This is a genomic window from Frankia sp. CgMI4 (assembly GCF_001756285.1).
GTDB lineage: Bacteria > Actinomycetota > Actinomycetes > Frankiales > Frankiaceae > Frankia > Frankia casuarinae.
The window spans coordinates 1-21,009 of sequence record NZ_MAQZ01000079.1; the positions used below are offsets into that span (position 1 = coordinate 1).

Sequence of the window (21,009 nt, forward strand, 5' to 3'; positions counted from 1 at the left end):
AGGTGACCACAGGCGACCTCCTCGCGTTCCAGTCAGCCACGGCGCCCAGCCGCGGCCGCAAGATCAAAATCCGGATAAGTCGGGCCGTGGGACCTGCCCCCGGCCTGGTTCGACCAACTCGCCCCCGGCGGTACGCTCGTGGTCCCGCTGCACTGGCGGGGCCAGGCCCGCAGTGTCGCCTTCGCCCGTCAGGACACCCATCTCCGGGCGGAAAGCAGCCAGCTCTGCGGGTTCATTCCCATGATCGGTATCGTGTCGACCGGCGAGCAGACCGGCACGATCACTGACAACGTGGACCTGTGCTGGGATGCCGACCAGAACATCGCCCCGGCCGCCCTGCACGAGATGTTCACTGGACCGAGACCACCGCGTGGTCCGGCGCCTCCGTCGTCGCCAACGAGCCGTTTGACCACATCTGGCTGTGGCTGACCGCCACCTCACCCGGCACCTGCCGCATCGCAACTGAAATCTTCGCTGGCAACCGACACCCGGGATCACCGTCGACATCCGCGATCAACCGGAAAGTTCACGCAGTGCGGCAGCGTAGCCACGCAGAGCCTCGATCTGCTGGGTCAGTCGGGCCAGGTCCGGCGAAGACGCGACCACCGTGCCCACGACCTCGCTGGCCGCTGCCAGCAGGTCGTCCAGAGTGGCCACCGACGCCGACATTTCGGCCACCAGGTCCTTCCTCGTCGCCAGGATCTCGGCTCGTCGAGCGGGATACGTCACCGCTCGGGCCGCCCTTTCACACGCGACGACCCGCATGGCGGTGACCCGCAGCCCGTCCACCAGATCGGCGGCGCCGGCCACGGCCGCCCGCACCGGGCCGCGGGCGGCGCCGGGAGCAAGCGTCCGGGCCATCGCGACGAGCGCCGCCAGACCCGCCTCGCCACGGCGCAACGGCTCGGCGGCCGCCGAGTGCCGCAACGCCCAGGGAGGCGGAGCGGGAGCGCTCGGCAGGGCGAACCCGCGGTCCTCCCGCCGGATCACGGCCGTCTCCCAGCCCGCGAGACCCGCCCTGATGATCGCCGCAGCGCCCACGACCAGCCAACCCCAACCGTCCACGACGGCGGCGACCGGCGTCACCGAGGCCACGGCGATCCATCCGAAGGCGGTCACCGCCGCCCGACGACGCGCCCACCGGACGCCACGCCCGGCGCGCCGTTCGGTCCGCAGCAACGACCGGCGTTCGACATCGGCACGCACCCAGTCCGGCAACGCCGGCCGCAGTGCCCCGCCCGGCGCCCCGTCCCAACCCGGCCAGCCGGTCACGGCCGGTCCGCCATCCGACTCACGGCGTCCCACCGCCGGTGGGCTTGGCCGCGGAACCAGGCGACGCCGCGGAACCAGGCGACGCCGCGGAATCGGGCGATGCGGCGGAACCGCCCGCGCCAGCGGGAAGCTGGCCCCCGGCCGCCATGTCACCGCGCAACTCGGCGAGGCGGGAGGAGGCCCGGGCGTCCATGGTCGCGCGCCGCACCTCGATCATCCGCGCCTCCATCCCCTGCGAGGCGAGCTCGTGACGCCCAAGAGCGACCGCGTAGCGCTGCTCGACCTTGTCGCGGATCTCCCCGAGGGTGGGCGTGTCCCCCGCCGGGGCGAGCGAGGACATCCCCTCCATCGCCTTGGTCATCTGCTCCTGCATGGCGGCGTGCTCGATCTGTGTCAGCAGGCGGGCACGCTCGGCGAGATGGCGTTGCATCCGCACGGTGTTGTCCTCGACCGCGGTTCGGGCCTGCTGGGCGGACGCGGCGGCCTGGCGGTGCAGGTTCTTCAGGTCCTCCAGCGATGCTTCCGCCGAGACCAGCTGGCTGGCGAATGCCTGGGCCGTCTCCTCGTACCCGGCCGCGGTGACCAGGTCACCGGCCGCTCGCGCGTTGTCAGCCAGCAGCAACGAGGACCGGGCGGACTCGGTGAGGTTCGCGACCTCGTCCACCTGGCGTGCCATGCGCATCTCCAGCTGACGCTGGTTACCCACGACGAGCGCCGCCTGCTGGACCAGCGCCTCGTGCTGCTGCCGGGCCTCCATGATGGCCTGGTCGATCTGCACCCGCGGGTCGGCCTTCTCGTCGAACTTCCGGTTCGCCGAGGCCGACAGATAGCGGTAGATCTTGCGGACGACATTCGCCATACATCGATCGTCGCACGCCGGAGCCGCGGCGGTTACCCCGCGGCGGACTCAGACGGGCGGCTGCAGCGCCGTGCGGCCGCGTCCCGCGCAGACCAGACACGTCCGGCAGGCCGGCACAAAGCCGCCGCGCATGGTGGCGAAGACCACCAGCAGCTCGCCCAATCCGTTGCAGCTCTTGCACACCTGGACCAGCCGGCACTCCGACCAGCCGTCGTCGTCCTCCGGCCACGCGGGGGTATTCACGTGATCTTCTTTCCCTGCGGGCCATGCCCGGGAGTCCGCCCGGGAACGACGATCGGCACCAACCTGCGCCACGAGAACTATCTCGGGATAGTCGCGGAGGGGTCCGCCACCCGCCACCCGCCACCAGACAACCCTTTTCGGGGGAGGGCCCTTTCGGGGAGGGCAAACCGCCACCGGCRCGGGACTCACACCATCGCCTGGAACATCCAGTGCTGCTCCTCCAGGTCGTGGACGATCTCGATGATCAGGTTCTGGGTGACCGGGTCGGCCTTCTCGGTCGCGTCCATGCGGGTACGCATCCTCGTGACCACCCCGGCGAGGACCTCGGTTGTCTGCCGGATCACCTTCTCATCCGGGATGTACCCCACCTCCACTCCCGGCAGGTGGGTGCTTCGGGCGACCGTCGAGGACTGACCGTCCGGGTTGACCCCGATCGCGACGGCACGTTCGGCGGTGGCGTCCGCGTAACGACGCGCCAGATCGACAACCTCGTCGAGTTGGYGATGCACACTACGGAAGGTGCGCCCGGTGACGTTCCAGTGCAGCTGCTTGGCGGACAGGGACAGGTCGATCAGGTCGATCAACGTGCCCTKGAGGGCCTCACCGGTGACACTTCGTGCCCCGTCGGACAGCGGGCTGCGGATGGCACTCATACTCGACCTCTCTCACGCCGGAGACATCTGCTCCCTGCGGCGTGCCCCGTGAAGAGATCCGTATGCGACCAGAACACCCGACGTCCAGAACGCCCCGACGTCCAGCACAGCCCGACGTCCAGCACAGCCCGACATCGCGAACGAGACACACATCGAGACCTACCTCATCGGGACCTACATCACGAACGGAGCGCACGTCATGAACGGAGCAGACCCCGAACGTGAACGGGACAGCCGACGTGGCAGGACACCGGAAGACGCCGGACGCGCAACTCAGGCCGCCCGGTCGACGACCGCGGCGCGGGCGGGAACCACCACGGTGGGCGCGCCGACCCGCGCGGCGACCGCCAGTTCGGCGAGTTCGAGATCCTCACTCACCTCGCGCAGCAGGTCCGCGAGCCGTACTCCCAGTGCRTCACAGATGGCGGCGAGCAACTCGGAGCTGGCCTCCTTCTGCCCACGCTCGACTTCCGAGAGGTAGCCGAGCGACACCCGTGCCGCCGACGACACCTCCCGAAGCGTGCGGTGCTGATCCTGACGGCGGCGGCGCAACGCCTCGCCGAGCATGCGTCGGAGCAGGACCATCGAGCCTCCTCCTTCGTCCGCGGGATGCGTTCACCGTATACCCACCGCCGCGACCATCGGGCCCTCGTTGACGGGACTGTAACTGTGTAAGCACCTCAGATCCGGTGATTGGTCTCGCGCATCAGGGTGCGCCGTCTCCGGTTGTGGTCATCTCGCTGTTCGGCAGCCCGGCGAGCATCCGACGCACCAGGTCCAGCGCGGACACCACCGCGTAGGTGCGGATGCGCGGCCGGTCCCCGGGCAGCCGTACCGACCGGGTGACGGTGCCGTCCGGTCCGGCCAGGCCGATATGCAGCGTTCCGACCGGTTTGTCCTCCTGCGGCTGCGGGCCCGCGACTCCCGTGGTGGCCAACCCGTAGGTGGCGCCCAGCCGGGACCGGACCCCCGCCGCCATCGCGGCGGCCGTCCTCGACGACACCGCGCCCTCGGCGGCCAACAGCCCCTCGTCGACACCGAGCGCCGACGCCTTGACCTCCGTGGCGTAGGAGACGATGCCGCCACGGAACGCGGCGCTCGCACCGGGGACGTCGGTCAGCCGCCCGGCGAGCAGCCCCCCGGTGATGGACTCCGCGACGGCCAGCGTCGCCGACCGCTGGACGAGCAGCCCCAGGACCACGCCTTCGAGGGAGTCGTCCGCACCGCCGTACACCCCGGCGCCCAGTGCGGTCCGGGCCGCGGTCTCCACCGGTGCGATCAGCATCTCGGCCTCGGCCCGATCCCGGGCCCGGGCCGTGATACGCACCCGGGTCTGGCCACCGCTGGCCAGGAACGCGATGCGCGGATTGCCGATCCGGGCAAGYCGGTCGACCTCGTCCGCGAGGGCCTCGGCGACGGCCGACTCCCACATGCCCGCCGTGCGCAGCACCCGGTGGACGACCACCGCGGGCTGCCCGGCCCGGCGCAGGATGTCGGGCAGCACGCTGGYGGTGAACATGCCGTTCATCTCGAACGGCACACCGGGCATCGCGTAGACGACGCCAGTCCCGATCTCCATCCGTATCCCCGGGGCTGTTCCGGTGCCGTTCGGCAGCGGTTGTGCCCCCTCGGGCAGGTCCGCCTGCCGGTAGTTCATCTGGGGCACGCGCCGGCCACCRTCACCGCGGCCCATGTCCCGGAACCGTCGCCGCAGCATCGACTCCAGGAAGTCGTCCCGGCGCAGGCCGACGCCGGCCGCGGCGGYGATGCCCTCGCGGGTCAGGTCGTCCTGGGTGGGACCGAGCCCTCCGGTCATGATGACGACGTCAGCCCGGTCCAGTGCCACCCGGATCGCCGTGGCGATCATGTCGATGTCGTCACCGACGACCGTTGACGTCGTGACGGTCACTCCGACGTCGGCCAGCTGCCGACCCAACCAGGCCGCGTTGCCGTTGACGATGTCGCCGTAGAGAAGTTCGTCCCCCACCGCCAGCAGCTCAGCGCGCATCGGTCCGCCCCTCCGTCTTCCTGATGGTCGGTCCGGCCGCCGTCGACGGGTCGGACCCGGCCGGCCCCGCCATCCGGTGGCGCACCGAGGGGCCGGTGCCGGGCGAGAGGCCGGTGGATGGTGCGCCCCTCGGCGGGGTGACACCGCCGGAATCCCGCGAGGCCCGCCGCCGCAGCGTGAGAGCTCGACAGACGTAATCGATCCCGGTGACCATGGCGACCACCACGCCGGCCGCGAGAATCACGGCCCGGCTCGTGGCGGCAACGCCCGCCAGCGGAAGCACGTAGAGACCGATCGCGACGTTCAGCAGCAGGGTCTTGGCCTTGCCCCCACGGCTCGCCGCGATCACCCCGAAGCGGATCACCCACAAGCGCAGGAGGGTGACACCGACCTCCCGCAGGAGGATCAGTGCGGTGACCGGCCAGGGCAGCTCGCCGAGCACGGACAGCGAGATCAACGCGGCACCGGTCAGCGCCTTGTCGGCGATCGGATCGACCAGGATGCCGAAGTCGGTGACGAGGTGCCAGCGGCGGGCGATGGAGCCGTCGATCTGGTCGGTCATCGCGGCCACCGCATAGGCGCCGAAGGCGGCGTACCGCCAGGTGTGACCGTCGGGCCCGGCGAACAGGAAGACCACGAAGACCGGCACCAACACCAGCCGCGTGATCGTCAGCAGGTTGGCGACGTTGACCACCGGGGCCGCGGGGACCACCGGGGCAGAAACGGGCTCCGCGGGGAGCGGCGACGGCCCTTCGCCGCGCTCCCCCTGGCGTCGGCGCCCGACGCCGTCACGTCCCATCCGCGACGCCCCGGCCCACGAGGGCCGCCGCCMGGTCCGGCGTCGGCCGCGCGACCGCAGCCGTGGGACGGGCCCGATCGAGCACCGCGATGAACTCCGCGATCAGATCGACACCCTCGGTGGCGACCACCCGGGCCTCGACGAGATCCCCCACCCCGACGAGATCCCCCACCCCGAGGCGCTCCGGCCCGTCATCCGCCGCGCCGCCCGGGGACAGTCGCACGACGCACCCGCCGTCGACCTCCGCCTGCTGGTGGGCGGCGCAGCCGGTGGCCAGACCACCGGCGACCTCCTCCACCAGGACCTGTACCCGGGAGCCGATCCGCGCGTCCGCCCGGGCGGCGGTCAGCTGCTCGACGAGGTCGGTGACGCGTACCCGGCGGCGCTCGATCAGCTCATCGGGGATCTTGTCTGTCAGCCCGGCGGCCTCGGTACCCTCCTCGTCGGAGTAGCCGAACACGCCGACGGCGTCGAGCTCGGCGGCCTCGAGGAACTCCGCGAGGATGTCGACATCCTCGGGGGTCTCCCCCGGGAACCCGACGATGACGTTGGATCGCGCCCCCAGCTCGGGCGCCAGCGCGCGGGCGCGGGCGAGCAGGTCGAGGAAGTGCCCACTGCCACCGAAGCGGCGCATCCGGCGCAGCACCGGCGGGCTCGCGTGCTGGAAGGACAGATCGAGATAGGGCGCGAGGCCCGGAGTGGTCAGCAGCACCTCGAGCAGCGACGGAYGCATCTCGGCGGGCTGCAGGTAGACCGTGCGCACCCGGACGATGCCCGACACCGCCGCGAGTTGCGGCAGCAGCTTCTCCAGCGCGCRCAGATCCCCGAGGTCCTTGCCGTAGGAGGTGGAGTTCTCGCTGACCAGGACCAGCTCGCGGGCACCCTGACCGGCCAGCCATTCGGCCTCGGCGAGCACGTCGTCGGGTGACCGCGAGACGTGGGAGCCGCGGAACGACGGGATCGCGCAGAAGGCGCAGCGCCGGTCACACCCGCTGGAGATCTTCAGGACGGCGACCGGCCCGGCCGTCAACCGCCGGCGCAGCGGAACGGCTCCGGTGGACACCGCGGCCGGCGGGAGAGCGGGGGCGGCCCGGTCCACCGGGGTGATCGGCAGCATCGTCCGCCGGTCACGCGGGGAGTGCGCGGGCACCGGGGTACCGGCCAGCACGGCCGCGAGGTGCGTGGCGATGTTCGGATAGGCATCGAATCCGAGGACCGCGTCCGCCTCGGGCAGGCTCTCGGCGAGCTCGGTTCCGTAACGCTCGGCCAGGCAGCCCACGGCCACCACCGCGCGCGGACCCGGGCCGGCGCCGTCCGCGGGACCGGACGGACCGCCACCGGCCCGCAGGCCGTCCGCCGCAAGCAGAGCGTCGATGGAGTCCTTCTTCGCCGCGTCGACGAATCCGCAGGTGTTGACGAGCACGGCGTCGGCGTCGGCGGCGTCGGAGACGAGCTCCCACCCGTCCGCGCCGAGCCGGGCGGCCAGCTCCTCCGAATCCACCTCGTTCCGGGAACAACCGAGCGTGATCAGAGCTACCCGGCGATGGAGGCGTGTGGACACCAGGTCAGGCTACCGGGACCGGCGCGGGCGGTGGCGCGGCCACGAGACCGCTACGCTGTTCGTCGCCGACCTCGCAGGCGCCGGAGGCTGCGGCGCTCACCCGGATCGTCACGACCTGCCCGAGCCCGCCCGGCGCCCCGAGGCTCCTGCCGTTGCACGACACATCGACCGCACCGGCATTGCCCACCCTGATGTGCAGGGCCCCCGACGCCGTCACCGTCCGGCTGTCGCCGGACTGCAGGAGCTGGGAGAGCAGGACATGCTCGGCGTCGTCGCGCACCTCCAGCCAGCTCTGCGCGTCGCGTACCGTCAGGACGACGTTCACCCCTGTCGGCGCGGGCGTGGTCACGCTGGGAGCGGCCGGGCTCGTCGAGACCGGCGGGACGCTCACGGTCGGAGTGAGCCCCACGGCCCCGCCCGGCCCCGGCGCGGCCCTGTCGTCCGAGGAACCGGAGGAACCTGGCAGCAGCAACGCGAGAGCCGCGATGACGCACACCACGACCAGCGAAACGATCATTGCCGGACCCCACCGGAACCCGCCGCGCCGCCGGCGGGACCCCCCGCGCAGCGGATCGAACTCGGCCGAGGGGATAATCATCAATGGGCCGGTGTGGTGCTCGTGCGAGGCGTCGTAAGCCGCCAGCACCCGCCCGGGATCGAGCCCGAGGGTGGTGGCGATGCTGCGCAGATGCCCGCGGGCATACACCGTGCCGCCGCACTGCGAGAAGTCGTCCCGCTCGATCTGATCGATCAGACCCGCCCTGACCCGGGTGCGCTCGCTGACCTGGGAGACCGTGAGACCGCGGTCACGCCGCGCCGCGGCCAGGATGGACCCGACGCTGTCCCGCGGCTGCGGATCGTCCGCGGACTGCATSAGCGAACCTCYGCAACCGTCTTTTCCGCCTACCGTGGGCGCGAGGCTTTCAGTTTACGGTGCGTCCCCCGGCGCTGAAAGCGGGGACATTCCACCGGAGGCTTCCTCATCCGTTACGCAGGGTTGTGAGCAAACCCTCCAACTCGTCCGGCATGACCAGCACGTCACGCGCCTTCGATCCCTCACTTGCGCCGACGATGCCCCGGCTCTCCATCAGGTCCATCAGCCGCCCGGCCTTCGCGAACCCGACCCGCAGCTTGCGCTGCAACATCGAGGTGGAGCCGAACTGCGTGCTCACCACGAGCTCGACGGCCTGCAGGAAGAGCTGCAGATCGTCTCCGATCTCCTCGTCGATCTCCTTCCTGGCCTCGCCGCCGGCGTCGAACACGTCCTCCCGGAACGCCGCCGGCGCCTGTTCCTTCGTGTGGTCGACGATGGCCGCGATCTCGTCCTCGGAAACGAAGGCACCCTGGATACGGGCGGGTTTACCCGCTCCCATCGGCAGGAAGAGCGCGTCCCCCAGGCCGACGAGCTWCTCCGCGCCGGCCTGGTCGAGGATCGTCCGGCTGTCCGCCAACGACGCCGTCGCGAAGGCGAGCCGGGACGGCACGTTCGCCTTGATCAGGCCGGTCACCACGTCGACGGAGGGCCGCTGGGTGGCGAGCACCAGGTGGATGCCCACCGCCCGGGCCATGGCGGTGATCCGGCAGATGGCGTCCTCGACGTCGCGCGGCGCCACCATCATCAGGTCGGCGAGCTCGTCGACGATGGCCAGGATGTAGGGGTAGGGCACGTAGACACGTTCGGATCCCGGCGGGGCGGCGATCTCGCCGTTGCGCACTTTGCGGTTGAAGTCGTCGACGTGACGCACCCCGCACGCGGCCAGGTCCTCGTACCGGTTCTCCATCTCCTTCACGACCCATTGCAAYGCATCGGCCGCCTTTTTGGGATTCGTGATGATCGGCGTGATCAGATGGGGAATACCCTGATAGTTCGTCAGCTCGACCCGCTTGGGGTCCACCAGCACCATGYGCACCTGGTCAGGGGTGGCCCGGGCCAGCACCGAGGTGATGAGGGTGTTGATACACGTCGACTTGCCGGCTCCGGTCGCCCCGGCGATGAGGATGTGCGGCATCTTGGCCAGGTTGGCGAGCACGTAGCCGCCCTCGATGTCCTTGCCGAGACCGACAACCAGCGGATGCGGGTTACCGATCGCCTCCCCGCTGCGCAGGACGTCGCCGAGCGACACCAACTCCCGGTCGGTGTTGGGAATCTCGATACCGACCGCGCTCTTGCCCGGGATCGGACTGATGATCCGCACGTCCGGGCTCTTCACCGCGTACGCGATGTTCTTCGTGAGCTGGATGATCCGCTCGACCTTGACCGMGGCACCGAGCTCGACCTCGTAGCGGGTCACCGTCGGTCCCCGGGTGAAGCCGGTGACCTGGGCGTCCACTTTGAACTGGGCGAACACGTCGGTCAGCGAGGCAATCACCCCGTCGGTCGCGGCCGAGCGGACCTTGGGCGGCGTACCGGAACGCAGCAGGGTCGGCGACGGCAGCCGGTAGTCACCGTCGGTCGGGGGGACCAGATGCTCGATCTCGCCGCCGAAGTCCGCGGAACCCGGACCGGGGACGCCGGTCGCGGTGTCCGCCGCACCCGCGGTCACCCGGGCTGTCCGGGCCCGGGCCCTGCGCTGCGACCCGGGCGGTGCGGCCCCCGCTACCGGTTCCCCGCCACCGGCGGCCGCACCGCCCGGGTCGGGGGCCGTGGTCACGTAGCCGGTGTCCGCCTCCGGGCCGGCGAGCTCGCCGAACAGGTCGAGGGCGAGATCCCCGGCGGGCGGCCCGGCGGGCGGCCCGGCGGCATCGGCGGCATCGGCGGCATCGCCATCACCCGGGGACGTTCCCCCAGGCGGGGTCGCCCGACCACCACGCCGACGCCGACCCCTACCCGCCCCGGCCGCCCCGGCTGCGAGCAGGCCGTCGGACAGCTCCGAATCGTCCTCGGGGTCGTCGCGGAAGTCCGCGTCCGCGTCGTACTCGCCGGCATCCCGGGCGGGACCGCRCACCCCGATGGTGAGCCGATCAACGAGTTCACCGAGCCGCTCGGGCACCTGGCGGACAGGGGTCGCCGTGATGACGAGAACGCCGAAGAACGTCAGCAGCAGCAACAGCGGAACGGCGACGTACGGCGTCACCGCGCTCGCCAGCGGGAGGCCACCGAGCAGCCCGACGACGCCACCGGCCGCCCGCATCCGGGCGACGCCGTCCGAGAAGTCGGGCAGGCCACGGGCGATGTGCACCATGCCGAGCAGACCGACGGCGACCGCCGTCCACCCGATCACCACCCGGCCCCGGCTATCCGGATCGGTCGGGGACCGGACCAGCCGCCACGCGGCGCCCAGGCCGAACAGCGGCAGTACCCAGGCGCCGGCGCCGACCAGCAGCTCCAGGATCGCGGCCACATACCTCCCCAGCGGCCCGGCGGCGGAGAACCACACCGAGGCGCCGGCCAGGATCGCCCCGCCGAACGCGGTCAGGCCGAGCCCRTCACGCCGGTGCCCTGGATCGATGTGCAGCTCACGGGCGCCCCGACCGGCCCGGCGCAGCACGGTGCCCAGCGCCGTCGCCGCGCCCATCCACAGCCGGTAGACGCTCTTGACGACTGTCTGGCCGATCAGCAGCGACAGCGGGGGGCGACTCGCCCGCGCCGGTGGACGGGCCGGTGTCCTACCGCGGCCGGCCGCGCGGGAGCTGCCCGACCGGCCAGAGCCGCCCGACCGGCCAGCCGCCGTCGATGCGCGTGCCTTGCCRCCCTGACCGCCGCCTCGCGAGGTACCTTCACCCCGCGAGGTGCCTTGACGCCCACCACCGCCCCTCGGCCGGGACGTGGCCGTCTCCGTCTGCGCACGCGTCCGCGCGCCACTGGTCCGTGTGGCCACCGTCGAAACGGTACACACGAGCGTGCCCGAGTACTGGCAACCCCGACGAACCGGGCGCGCCGCAACGCCTCAGACCTCGAGAACCACCGGAACGATCATCGGACGGCGCCGGTAGTTCTCGTTGACCCAGCGACCGACCGTACGCCRCACGAGCTGCTGCAGGGCCGTCAGATCGTTCATCCCGGTGCGCATCGCGTCCACCAGCCCGTCGCTGACCAGTTTGGAGACGGAGTCGAAGGCGCCCGGCGCATCGGAGAAGCCGCGGGCGGAGAGATCCGGGCCGACGACGACCTTGCCCGCCGCGGCGTCCACCACGACGGTGATCGTGATGAAACCCTCCTCGCCGAGGATCCGGCGGTCCTTCAGGCTCGGCTCACCGACGTCCCCGACCGCGGCGCCGTCAACGTAGACATAGCCGCAGGGAACAACGCCGGTGATCCGCGCCCGGCCGTCAAGCAGGTCGATGACCATGCCGTCCTCGGCGAGCACCACGTGGTCCGGGGGCACCCCGGTCGCCTCGGCGAGCTTGGCATGGGCCCGCAGGTGCCGCCATTCGCCGTGGACCGGCATGACGTTGGACGGCCTGGTGGCGTTCAGAACGTAGAGCAACTCGCCCGYCGGGGCGTGACCCGAGGTGTGCACCTTCGCCACGCCCTTGTGAACGACCTTGGCGCCGTAGCGGGTCAGCCCGTTGATCACCCGGAACACCGCGTTCTCGTTGCCGGGGATGAGGCTGGAAGCGAGCACGACCGTGTCGCCGGCCTGGATGCGGATCTGGTGATCCCGGTTGGCCATCCGGGACAGGGCCGAGAGCGGCTCCCCCTGGGAGCCCGTGGAGATCAGGCAGATGTTGYGGTCCGGCAGCGCGTCCACGTCCCGGGCGTCGACGATCAGACCCGGTGGCACCCRCAGCAACCCGAGGTCGCGGGCCACTCCCATGTTGCGGACCATCGACCTGCCCACGAAGCAGACCGACCGGCCGTGCTCCTCGGCCGCGTCGAGCACCTGCTGCACCCGGTGCACATGGCTGGCGAAGCAGGCGATGATGATCCGGCGGGTCGCCTCGCGGAAGACTCCGTCGAGCACCGGGGCGATCTCCCGCTCGGAGGTGACGAACCCGGGCACCTCGGCGTTGGTCGAGTCGGACAGCAGCAGGTCCACACCCTCGCGGCCGAGCCGCGCGAAGCCCCCCAGGTCGGTCAGCCGGCCGTCGAGCGGCAGCTGGTCCATCTTGAAGTCGCCGGTGTGCAGGACGAGCCCGGCCTCGGTGCGGATGGCCACGGCCACGGCGTCCGGGATGGAGTGGTTGACCGCGAAGAACTCGCACTCGAACGGCCCGAAGGCGTGCCGCTCCTCCTCCCGGATCTCCTGAGTGACCGCCTTGACGCGGTGCTCGGCGAGCTTCGCGTTCATCAGCGCCAGGGTGAGCCGGGTGCCGATCAGCGGGATGTCACGCCGTTCCCGCAGCAGGTAGGGCACCGCCCCGATGTGATCCTCGTGTGCGTGGGTGAGGATCACCGCCTCGATGTCGTCGAGGCGATCCCGGATGGCGGTGAAGTCGGGCAGGATCAGGTCGATCCCCGGCTGGACGTCCTCCGGGAACAACACCCCGCAGTCCACGATCAGCAGCCGGCCGGCGTGTTCGAAGACGGTCATGTTGCGACCGATCTCCCCAACCCCACCGAGCGGGATGATCCGAAGGCCGTCCGCGCGCAGCGGCGGCGGCGGGCCGAGGTCGGGATGCGGATGGCTCATGAGACCTCACCCGCCGCGGCGACGGCCAGCCCGACGGACGACCCGGACCCGGACGACCCGGACCCGGACGAGGCGCCGGCCGGCGCGCCCCGCCCCCCGGCCTCGACGCCGCCAGGCGCGCCCGGCGGCCCGGCGGCGTCGAGGAGCGCCTCGGCGAGGTCCGCCCGCAGCCGCGCGACCTCGGCGGGAGTGGCGTCCACCAACGGTGGCCGGACCGGCCCCGCGGGCAGCCCGGCCAGCCGCAGCGCGGCCTTGGCCAGGATCACGCCCTGGGTGCGGAACATTCCTTCGTACGCGGGCAGCAAGCCCTGATGCAGCGCGATCGCCCGACCCACCTCACCGGCCCCGAAGGCCTCGATCATGGCACGGATCGCGGGTGCGGCCACGTGCCCGACAACACTGATGACTCCGCATGCCCCGATGGACAGCAACGGCAGATTGAGCGCGTCGGTGCCGGAGTAATACGCCAGACCGGTCCGCGCCAGCACCCAGGAGGATGCGGGCAGATCGTCCTTAGCGTCCTTGACCGCRACGATACGCGGGTGTTCGGCCAACCGCACCAAAGTCTCCGACGCCACCGGAACCCCGGTCCGGCCGGGGATGTCGTAGACGACGACCGGTAGCCCGGTCGCCTCGGCGACGGTGACGAAATGCCGCAGCAACCCGGCCTGCGGTGGCTTGTTGTAGTAGGGCGTCACGACGAGCAGGCCGTGCGCGCCCGCGGCTTCGGCGGCCCGCGCCAGTTCCACGCTGTGCGCGGTGTCACTCGTCCCGACACCGGAGATCACGCGGGCACGGCTTCCCACGGCCTCGACGACGACCCGCACCAGGCGGTCCTTCTCCTCGTCGGTGGTCGTCGGAGACTCCCCGGTGGTGCCGTTGACCACGAGCCCGTCGTTGCCGGCGTCCACCAGACGGCTCGCGAGCTGCGCGGCACCCGCCTCATCGAGACCGCCGTCCGCCCGGAACGGCGTGACCATCGCTGTGATCACGCGCCCGAACGGCGCCGGCGGCAACATTGACATACCGGTCACGCTAGACGGCACCTCCGACATCACCTCGGCGACCGACGTCACCCGCCGGACCGCCGAACCTCCACGTTCACTCCTCCGACACCGCCGGGCCGGCACCGGTCCATCCTCCGCCCACGCCGCCTTTCCCGCTCCGCCGGCCCGAGCCGGGTCTGCTCCCCGGACCCGCCCACAAGCACCACCGGCGACCGGCGCGAGACCCGCGGGGGCCGCCGGGCCACCACACGCGGATACCATCCGGCCCAGCCCGGGGACGGCGCACCGCGCGGTGTCGGGCACCGCGACCGGGTCGGACGCCGATCGGACCCTGCCGTCACCGGATGGAGACGGATCGCGACCGGCCGGGCCCCGCTCGGGGACGACGGGACGACCGGCGAAGACAACACCGCACCGCACCGGACCGGACCGCGCAGCACCGTCCCACTCGCCGCGACAGAGCCTCCAGAGTACCGCCACCGGATCGTCCGGGCGGTGCCATCCGGCGGCGCGCGGGTCCGCCAGGATCGCACCCGCCACCCGGGACATTACCGTAATGCCGGACTACCATCACCCATTGCCACCAGCGAGGGCCGCCCGGGTCCCGCGGGCGATCTCCAGGTCCTCGCGTGCCTCGATCACGAGCGTGCGCACGGCGGCCCCCGGCACGCCGATCTCGCGCTCCGTGCCACCAGATGGGCCCGTACCACCAGATGGGCCCGTACCACCAGATGGGCCCGTACCACCAGATGGGCCCGTACCACCAGATGGGCCCGTGCCGCCCGGCAGACCCGTACCACCGGCCCGGGCCGGATCGTTACGCTCGGGATCCACCGCCACGCCCAGGTAGCCGAGTCCGGCCRCGGCCCCGGSCCGCACGGAGGCGGAGTTCTCCCCGACGCCGCCGGTGAACACCAGGGCGTCCAGCCCGCCCAGCGCGGCGGTCATCGCGGCGATCCCGGCGCGCAGCCGGTGCAGGTAGACCGCCAGCGCCAGCGCGGCGGCAGGCTCACCCGCGGCGACGCCGGACTCGACATCCCRCATGTCCGCCGTCCCCGCGAGCGCGCGCAGCCCCGCCGAGGTGAACAGGCGATCGGTGAGCTCGTGCGCGCTCAGTCCCGCCTCCGTCTGCAGCCACAGCAGCGCGCCGGGATCCACGGTGCCGGACCGGGTGGCCATCACCAGGCCCTCCAGCGGGGTGAAGCCCATCGTGGTGTCCACCCCCACCCCGTCGAGAACGGCGGCGAGCGACGCGCCCGAGCCGAGATGACAGGTCACGATGCGCCGCGCCCCGGTGAGCGCGGCCGCCCGCCGGGAGACGTGGGCGTGGGACAGGCCGTGGAAGCCGTACCGGCGGATGCCATACCGCTCCCGCCACTCGGCCGGGATGGCGTAGGTGATGGCCTCCGCCGGCATCCGGCTGTGGAACGCCGTGTCGAAGCAAGCGACCTGCGCCACCTCGGGCACGGCCGCCCCGACCTCGTCGAGGGCGGCAAGTGCCGCAGGCTGGTGCAGGGGGGCGAGGGCGGTCAGCCTCCGCAGCCGCTCGGCCACGGCCCGGTCGACGACCACGGGTGCGGTGAAATCCGTCCCGCCGTGCACGATGCGGTGCCCGACCGCGCCCGGCTGGCCACCCTCGTGGGTGAGCTCGCGCAACGCGGCGATGACCCCGGCCGGGTCCACCCGACCGGCTGGCGCGGTGAGATCGCGCGCGGCGAGCAGGACGTCGTCCGGGCCGATCAGCCGCAGCTTGAGGCTGGCCGATCCGGCGTTGACCACCAGGACGTTCATCGCGACGGGGCGGGGCTCGGTAGGGGCGAGGCTCAGTAGGGCCAAGTCCAGTTCCGGATCTCCGGGGCGTCCTCGCCGTGGTCCCGGGTGTAGGTCCGGGCCGCGAGCCGCGCGTCGATCATCTGCTGCCGGACGTGYGCGGCGCGGGCGCCCAGGCTCGGTACCCGGTCGATGACGTCCGCCACCAGGTGGAACCGGTCGAGGTTGTTCAGCATGACCATGTCGAACGGGGTGGTGGTCGTCCCCTCCTCGATGTAGCCACGGACATGCAGGTTGTGATGGTTGTGCCGCCGGTAGGTCAGCCGGTGGATCARCCAGGGATAGCCGTGGTAGGCGAAGATGATCGGCCKGTCGGTGGTGAACAGCGCGTCGAAGCGGGCGTGCGAGATGCCGTGCGGATGTTCCGCCTCGTCCTGCAGGGACATCAGGTCGACGACGTTGACGACGCGCACCTTCAGATCGGGGAAGTGCTGGCGCAGGAGGTCCACCGCGGCGAGGGTCTCCAGGGTCGGGATGTCCCCGGCACAGGCCATCACCACATCCGGCAGCCCGTCGCCGGGCGCGTCGTGGTCGTTGCTGGCCCAGTCCCAGATGCCCAGGCCACGGGTGCAGTGGGCGATCGCCGCCGGCATCGACAGGTAGTTCAACGCCGGCTGCTTGCCGGCCACGATCACGTTGATGTAGTGCCGGCTGCGCAGGCAGTGGTTGCCGACGGAGAGCAGGGTGTTCGCGTCCGGGGGCAGGTACACCCGGACGACCTCGGCCTTCTTGTTCACGACGTGGTCGATGAATCCGGGGTCCTGATGGGAGAAGCCGTTGTGGTCCTGCCGCCACACGTGGCTGGTCAACAGGTAGTTCAACGATGCGATCGGGCGCCGCCACGGGATGTGCCGGGTGGTCTTCAGCCATTTCGCGTGCTGATTGACCATCGAGTCGACGATGTGGATGAACGCCTCGTAGCAGGAGAAGAACCCGTGCCGGCCGGTGAGCAGATAGCCCTCCAGCCAGCCCTGGCACAGATGCTCGGAAAGCACCTCCATGACCCGACCGTCCACGGCCAGGTGCTCGTCCGTCGGTTCCGTCCCGGCGTTCCAGACGCGGTCGGTCACCTCGAAGAGCGCACCCAGCCGATTGGAGGCGGTCTCATCCGGGCCCATCACCCGGAAGGTGCTCGGATTGGCGGCCACCACGTCCCGTAGGAACGCGCCCAGGATCCGGGTCGGCTCGGCGAGGGTGGTCCCGGGGGYGGTGACGYCGACCGCGTAGTCACGGAAGTCGGGAAGAGTCAGATCACGCAGCAGCTCGCCCCCGTTGGCATGCGGGTTCGCACTCATCCGCCGGGGACCGCGGGGGGCGAGCGCGGCGAGTTCGGCCCGCGGGKCGCCGCCGGCATCGAAGAGCTCCTCCGGCCGGTAGGAGCGCAGCCACGCCTCCAGCTGGGCCAAGTGCCCGGGGTTGTCGTGCAACTGCGCGACGGGCACCTGGTGGGACCGCCACGTGCCCTCGACCGGCAGGCCGTCAACAGTGGCCGGCCCGGTCCACCCCTTGGGGGTCCGCAGCACGATCATCGGCCAGGTGGGGCGCTCGGTGCGGCCGTGGCGGCGGGCCCGGTCCTGGATCTCGTGGATCTCRCCGACGGCGGCGTCCAGGACGCCCGCCATCCGCTGGTGCACCGCGGCCGGGTCGTCCCCGACCACGAAGTACGGATGGTACCCGTAGCCACGCAGGAGCGCGGTCAGCTCCTGCTCGGGGATGCGGGCCAGGATCGTCGGATTGGCGATCTTGTAGCCGTTGAGGTGCAGGACCGGCAGCACCGCGCCGTCGCGACCCGGGTCGAGGAACTTGTTGGAGTGCCAGCTCGCCGCGAGCGGGCCCGTCTCGGCCTCCCCGTCCCCCACGACGGCGCAGACCACCAGGTCGGGATTGTCGAAGGCCGCGCCGTAGGCGTGGGTCAGCGCGTAACCGAGCTCGCCGCCCTCATGAATGGACCCGGGAGTCTCCGGCGCGACGTGGCTGGGAATTCCGCCGGGGAAGGAAAACTGYCGGAACAGCCGCCGCATCCCCGCCACATCCCGGCCGATCGAGGGGTAGACCTCGCTGTAGGTGCCTTCCAGGTAGGCGTTCGCCACGATGCCGGGACCGCCGTGACCCGGACCGATGATGTAGATGGCGTTCAGGTCCTTTGCCCGGATCACGCGGTTCAGATGGGCGTAGATGAGGTTCAGGCCGGGAGTCGTGCCCCAGTGCCCGAGCAGGCGCGGTTTGACGTGCTCCGGACGCAGCGGCTCGGTGAGCAGGGGATTGTCGAGCAGGTAGATCTGTCCGACGGACAGATAGTTCGCCGCTCGCCAGTAGGCGTGGATGAGGTCAAGCTCCGCCGGGGACAACGGCCCCGCGGCCGGATCCGCCCCGCTCCGCTCGGCGTCGACGACGCTCGTCATCGGCTGTACTCTTTCTCTTTCTCCCAGTAAATCAATAGACGGCCGGCGGCGGGAAGGTCCGGCGCTCAGCCCTCCCCCACCAGCGGGCTGGAGGCGACCTCGGTGCCGTCATCCAGCGTCGAGATCCGGAAGTCGGCGAACACGTTGGGCGCCACCCGGAGCAGTTCCCGCAGGACGGCGACGGCAAGCCCGCGGATCTCCACGTCGGCATGCTCACTCGCCCGCATCCCGATGAAGTGYCGCCACGCCCGGTAGTTCCCGGTGACCACGATCCGGGTCTCGGTCGCGTTCATCAGCACCGACCGGGCCGCCTGGCGCGCCTGCTTGCGCCGTGAGATGGGCGCGGAAACGTCGGCGAACCGCTTCTCCAGACCTTCCAACAGGCGCCCGTAGGCCTCCAGCGAGGCCGCCGCGGCCTGTTGGAACAGGGCGTGCAGCTCCGGATCGGCCGCGATGACCTCCGGTTCCACCACGGCGGCGTCCCGCTCGGGGACGTAGCGCTGGGAGAGCTGGCTGTAGGAGAAGTGCCGGTGCCGGACCAGCTCATGGGTGAGGCTGCGCGACACCCCGGTGAGATAGAGCGATACGGTCCCGTGCTCGAGCACGGACAGATGCCCGACGTCGAGAATGTGCCGTAGGTAGCCGGCGTTGGTCGCGGTCGCCGGATTCGGCTTGTTCCAGCTCTGGTAGCAGGCCCGCCCGGCGAACTCGGCGAGGGCCTGACCGCCGTCGGCGTCGGTGCTCCAGGCCACGTCGTCCGGGGGGATGAACTCGGTCTTGGCGATCACCTGGACCCGAAGCCGCACGGACGTCGGTTCGGACGTCGGTTCGGACGTCGGCTGCGACACTGCCACCTCCATCATCCATCATCTGGACGCGGGACCCGTTGCCCGGTCGCTGGCGGACTCCGCCCACGATAGACGGCGCCCATCCGCCGGGGCGCGGGGACCTCACCCGGCGGCGGCATGCACCCGGACGCCAGGCCTGCAATCACCCGACCGGGCCAGCAATCGCCCAACCGGGATCGTGTCGGCATCCACTTACCCGTCCGGTCACCCGATCGACGCGCGGGGATTGGCAGTCACGACCCGCGTGGTACACCGGAGGTGGACGCCTCGTCAGTCCCCAGCGACGAGGAGTCGCAGTGCCCGCCCTCACGGCGTGGCATGGCGCGGCCGGGGATCTCCGCCCCCGTCAATCCCCGGCCGCCCGGCCACGTCACGACGGACAGCCTCCCGGCGATGGCGCGGCGGCACGCCCGCCGCGCGCATCGGACCGCGGGCTGCGCACGACCCCCGGGCCCGCCGGTCAGCCCGCGGACGGGGTCCAGGTCGCCGGGTCCGCCGCGGACTGGTCCCCGGTGGCCATGTTCTTCACCTCGTGCGCCCGGCCATCGTCGAAGGGCGGGAACCAGACGAATCCGATGCCCTTGCGGGAGGCGTAGCGGACCTGCCTGGCCACCTTGTCCGGCTGGTGGTAGGTCTCCACCCGCAGCCCCCGGGTGCGCAGCTCGGCGGCCGTCGCGAGGGCGGCGGCGCGGCGCGGCGCGGCGGGGATCACGACCAGCACGTCGGCGGGGCTGGACGGCCCGGTGGTGAGCAGGCCCTCGGCCAGGAGCTTGGCGAAGATGCGGGTGAGGCCGATCGAGATCCCGACGCCGGGGAGGTTGCGGCGGATGAAGGAGCCGGCAAGGTTGTCGTACCGCCCCCCCGAGCAGATGCTGCCGAAGTCCGGCCAGTCGACGAACTTCGCCTCGTAGACGGTCCCGGTGTAGTAGTCGAGACCGCGGGCGATCGAGAGGTCCGCGACCACGTCGCCGGCGGGCAGGTCGGCGAGATCGCCGAGAACCGCGGCGAGCTCGTCRAGCCCCTCGGAGAGCAGGTCCGATTTCACCCCGAGCCGGCGTACCTCCTCGACGACGCCGGGATCGCAGCCCCGAATGCCCGTGAGCTCCAGGCAGGCGCGCACCTGGTCCGGGTCGAGCCCGACCGCGGTGGTCAGCAGCCCCTCCACCCCCGCGAGGCCGATCTTGTCGAGCTTGTCGGCGACCCGGATGACGGCCAGCGGATCGCCGATGCCCAGACCCTCGTAGAAGCCCTGGAGCACCTTGCGATTGTTGATGTTGAGGGTCCAGGGCGGAACGCCGAGGGTGCCCAGGACCTCGTGCACGATGCGGGGAAGTTCCGCGTCGAAGTGCAGGGGCACCTGATCAACGTTGATCACGTCGATGTCGCACTGGGTGAACTCGCGGAAGCGGCCCTCCTGAGGACGCTCCCCCCGCCACACCCGCTGGATCTGGTAGCGCTTGAACGGGAACACGAGGTCGTTGAAGTGGGCGGCCACGTACCGCGCGAAAGGCACTGTGAGGTCGAAGTGCAGGCCGAGGCGGGCGCTGTCGTCGTCGGCGTCGGCCTGCAGGCGGCGTAGCATGTAGACCTCCTGGGAGGTCTCCCCCTTCGCGGTCAGCACCTCGAGCGCCTCGACCGAGGGGGTCTCCACCGAGCAGAAGCCGTACCGCTCGAACGTCGCTCGGATGGTGTCGAGCCAGCGCTGCTCGACGAGACGGACCTCGGGCAGCCACTCGGGAAATCCGCTCACGGGCAGGGGACGGACGATCGGCGCGTCACTCATCGCCGCGGAATCTCCTCATCATCTCGAACGGACGGGCACCTGCCGCCCCGGGCACGGTCAACCGCGAAGCCGGGTGGCAGTCACCGATGTCGAGCGAGGAGACGCATAAGCAGCAGCCTATCGCGTGGGGCTCGTTGACCTCACAGCCGGAGAGCGATTCCACGGCGGGGA

At 71.3% G+C, this 21,009-nt stretch carries 15 protein-coding genes and 2 pseudogenes; 1 reads left to right on the forward strand and 16 read right to left on the reverse strand.

What is annotated here, in order from left to right; translation table 11 throughout:
* Positions 1–93: 93 nt before the first annotated feature.
* Positions 94–234, forward strand: a pseudogene (locus tag Manayef4_RS26700) (methyltransferase, FxLD system); the annotation flags it as partial.
* A 279-nt stretch (positions 235–513) separates the two neighbouring features.
* Here the strand turns inward: Manayef4_RS26700 and Manayef4_RS13600 are convergent.
* The 16 genes and pseudogenes from Manayef4_RS13600 to hisS form a co-directional block, all read right to left on the reverse strand.
* The gene (locus tag Manayef4_RS13600) at positions 514–1,272 is read right to left on the reverse strand and encodes a hypothetical protein (protein ID WP_011437910.1); all 759 of its coding nucleotides are present in this window, start codon (positions 1,270–1,272) and stop codon (positions 514–516) included.
* Between the two features lie 19 nt (positions 1,273–1,291).
* Entirely contained in the window at positions 1,292–2,131 is an 840-nt protein-coding gene (locus Manayef4_RS13605) for a PspA/IM30 family protein (RefSeq protein WP_011437911.1), read from the reverse strand.
* A gap of 48 nt (positions 2,132–2,179) precedes the next feature.
* Positions 2,180–2,374: a hypothetical protein gene (locus Manayef4_RS13610; RefSeq protein WP_023840200.1), complete on the reverse strand. Its 195-nt coding sequence runs from the start codon at positions 2,372–2,374 to the stop codon at positions 2,180–2,182.
* Positions 2,375–2,559: 185 nt separating this feature from the next.
* On the reverse strand, positions 2,560–3,027 hold the full coding sequence (locus Manayef4_RS13615; protein ID WP_070131846.1) for a DNA starvation/stationary phase protection protein: 468 nt from the start codon (positions 3,025–3,027) through the stop codon (positions 2,560–2,562).
* A gap of 336 nt (positions 3,028–3,363) precedes the next feature.
* Positions 3,364–3,612: pseudogene (locus Manayef4_RS13620) on the reverse strand (helix-turn-helix transcriptional regulator); the annotation flags it as partial.
* 121 nt (positions 3,613–3,733) lie between these two features.
* Positions 3,734–5,035: a competence/damage-inducible protein A gene (locus tag Manayef4_RS13625; protein ID WP_070131847.1), complete on the reverse strand. Its 1,302-nt coding sequence runs from the start codon at positions 5,033–5,035 to the stop codon at positions 3,734–3,736.
* Positions 5,025–5,834, reverse strand: coding sequence for a CDP-alcohol phosphatidyltransferase family protein (locus Manayef4_RS13630; RefSeq protein ID WP_011437915.1), 810 nt, complete (start codon positions 5,832–5,834; stop codon positions 5,025–5,027). The genes Manayef4_RS13625 and Manayef4_RS13630 overlap by 11 nt, the downstream gene beginning before the upstream one ends.
* On the reverse strand, positions 5,824–7,395 hold the full coding sequence (locus tag Manayef4_RS13635) for a MiaB/RimO family radical SAM methylthiotransferase (RefSeq protein WP_070131848.1): 1,572 nt from the start codon (positions 7,393–7,395) through the stop codon (positions 5,824–5,826). Before Manayef4_RS13635 ends, Manayef4_RS13630 begins: the two co-directional genes overlap by 11 nt.
* 4 nt (positions 7,396–7,399) lie before the next feature.
* Positions 7,400–8,269: a helix-turn-helix domain-containing protein gene (locus Manayef4_RS13640; RefSeq protein ID WP_023840202.1), complete on the reverse strand. Its 870-nt coding sequence runs from the start codon at positions 8,267–8,269 to the stop codon at positions 7,400–7,402.
* Positions 8,270–8,375: 106 nt separating this feature from the next.
* Complete coding sequence (locus Manayef4_RS13645; RefSeq protein WP_254665642.1) at positions 8,376–10,910, reverse strand: DNA translocase FtsK; 2,535 nt, start codon at positions 10,908–10,910, stop codon at positions 8,376–8,378.
* Positions 10,911–11,282: 372 nt separating this feature from the next.
* A complete protein-coding gene (locus Manayef4_RS13650; RefSeq protein WP_070131850.1) occupies positions 11,283–12,968 on the reverse strand; it encodes a ribonuclease J in 1,686 nt (561 codons plus the stop codon).
* Complete coding sequence (gene dapA, locus Manayef4_RS13655) at positions 12,965–14,023, reverse strand: 4-hydroxy-tetrahydrodipicolinate synthase (RefSeq protein WP_011437920.1); 1,059 nt, start codon at positions 14,021–14,023, stop codon at positions 12,965–12,967. Before dapA ends, Manayef4_RS13650 begins: the two co-directional genes overlap by 4 nt.
* Positions 14,024–14,545: 522 nt before the next feature.
* Positions 14,546–15,766 (reverse strand): acetate/propionate family kinase, encoded by a 1,221-nt coding sequence (locus Manayef4_RS13660; RefSeq protein WP_070131870.1) that lies wholly within the window; start codon positions 15,764–15,766, stop codon positions 14,546–14,548.
* A gap of 32 nt (positions 15,767–15,798) precedes the next feature.
* Positions 15,799–18,207 (reverse strand): phosphoketolase family protein, encoded by a 2,409-nt coding sequence (locus Manayef4_RS13665; protein WP_070131851.1) that lies wholly within the window; start codon positions 18,205–18,207, stop codon positions 15,799–15,801.
* A 65-nt stretch (positions 18,208–18,272) separates the two neighbouring features.
* Positions 18,273–19,061: an FAD-dependent thymidylate synthase gene (thyX, locus tag Manayef4_RS13670; protein ID WP_236701433.1), complete on the reverse strand. Its 789-nt coding sequence runs from the start codon at positions 19,059–19,061 to the stop codon at positions 18,273–18,275.
* Positions 19,062–19,515: 454 nt separating this feature from the next.
* The gene (gene hisS / locus Manayef4_RS13675; protein ID WP_011437924.1) at positions 19,516–20,838 is read right to left on the reverse strand and encodes a histidine--tRNA ligase; all 1,323 of its coding nucleotides are present in this window, start codon (positions 20,836–20,838) and stop codon (positions 19,516–19,518) included.
* Positions 20,839–21,009: the final 171 nt, after the last annotated feature.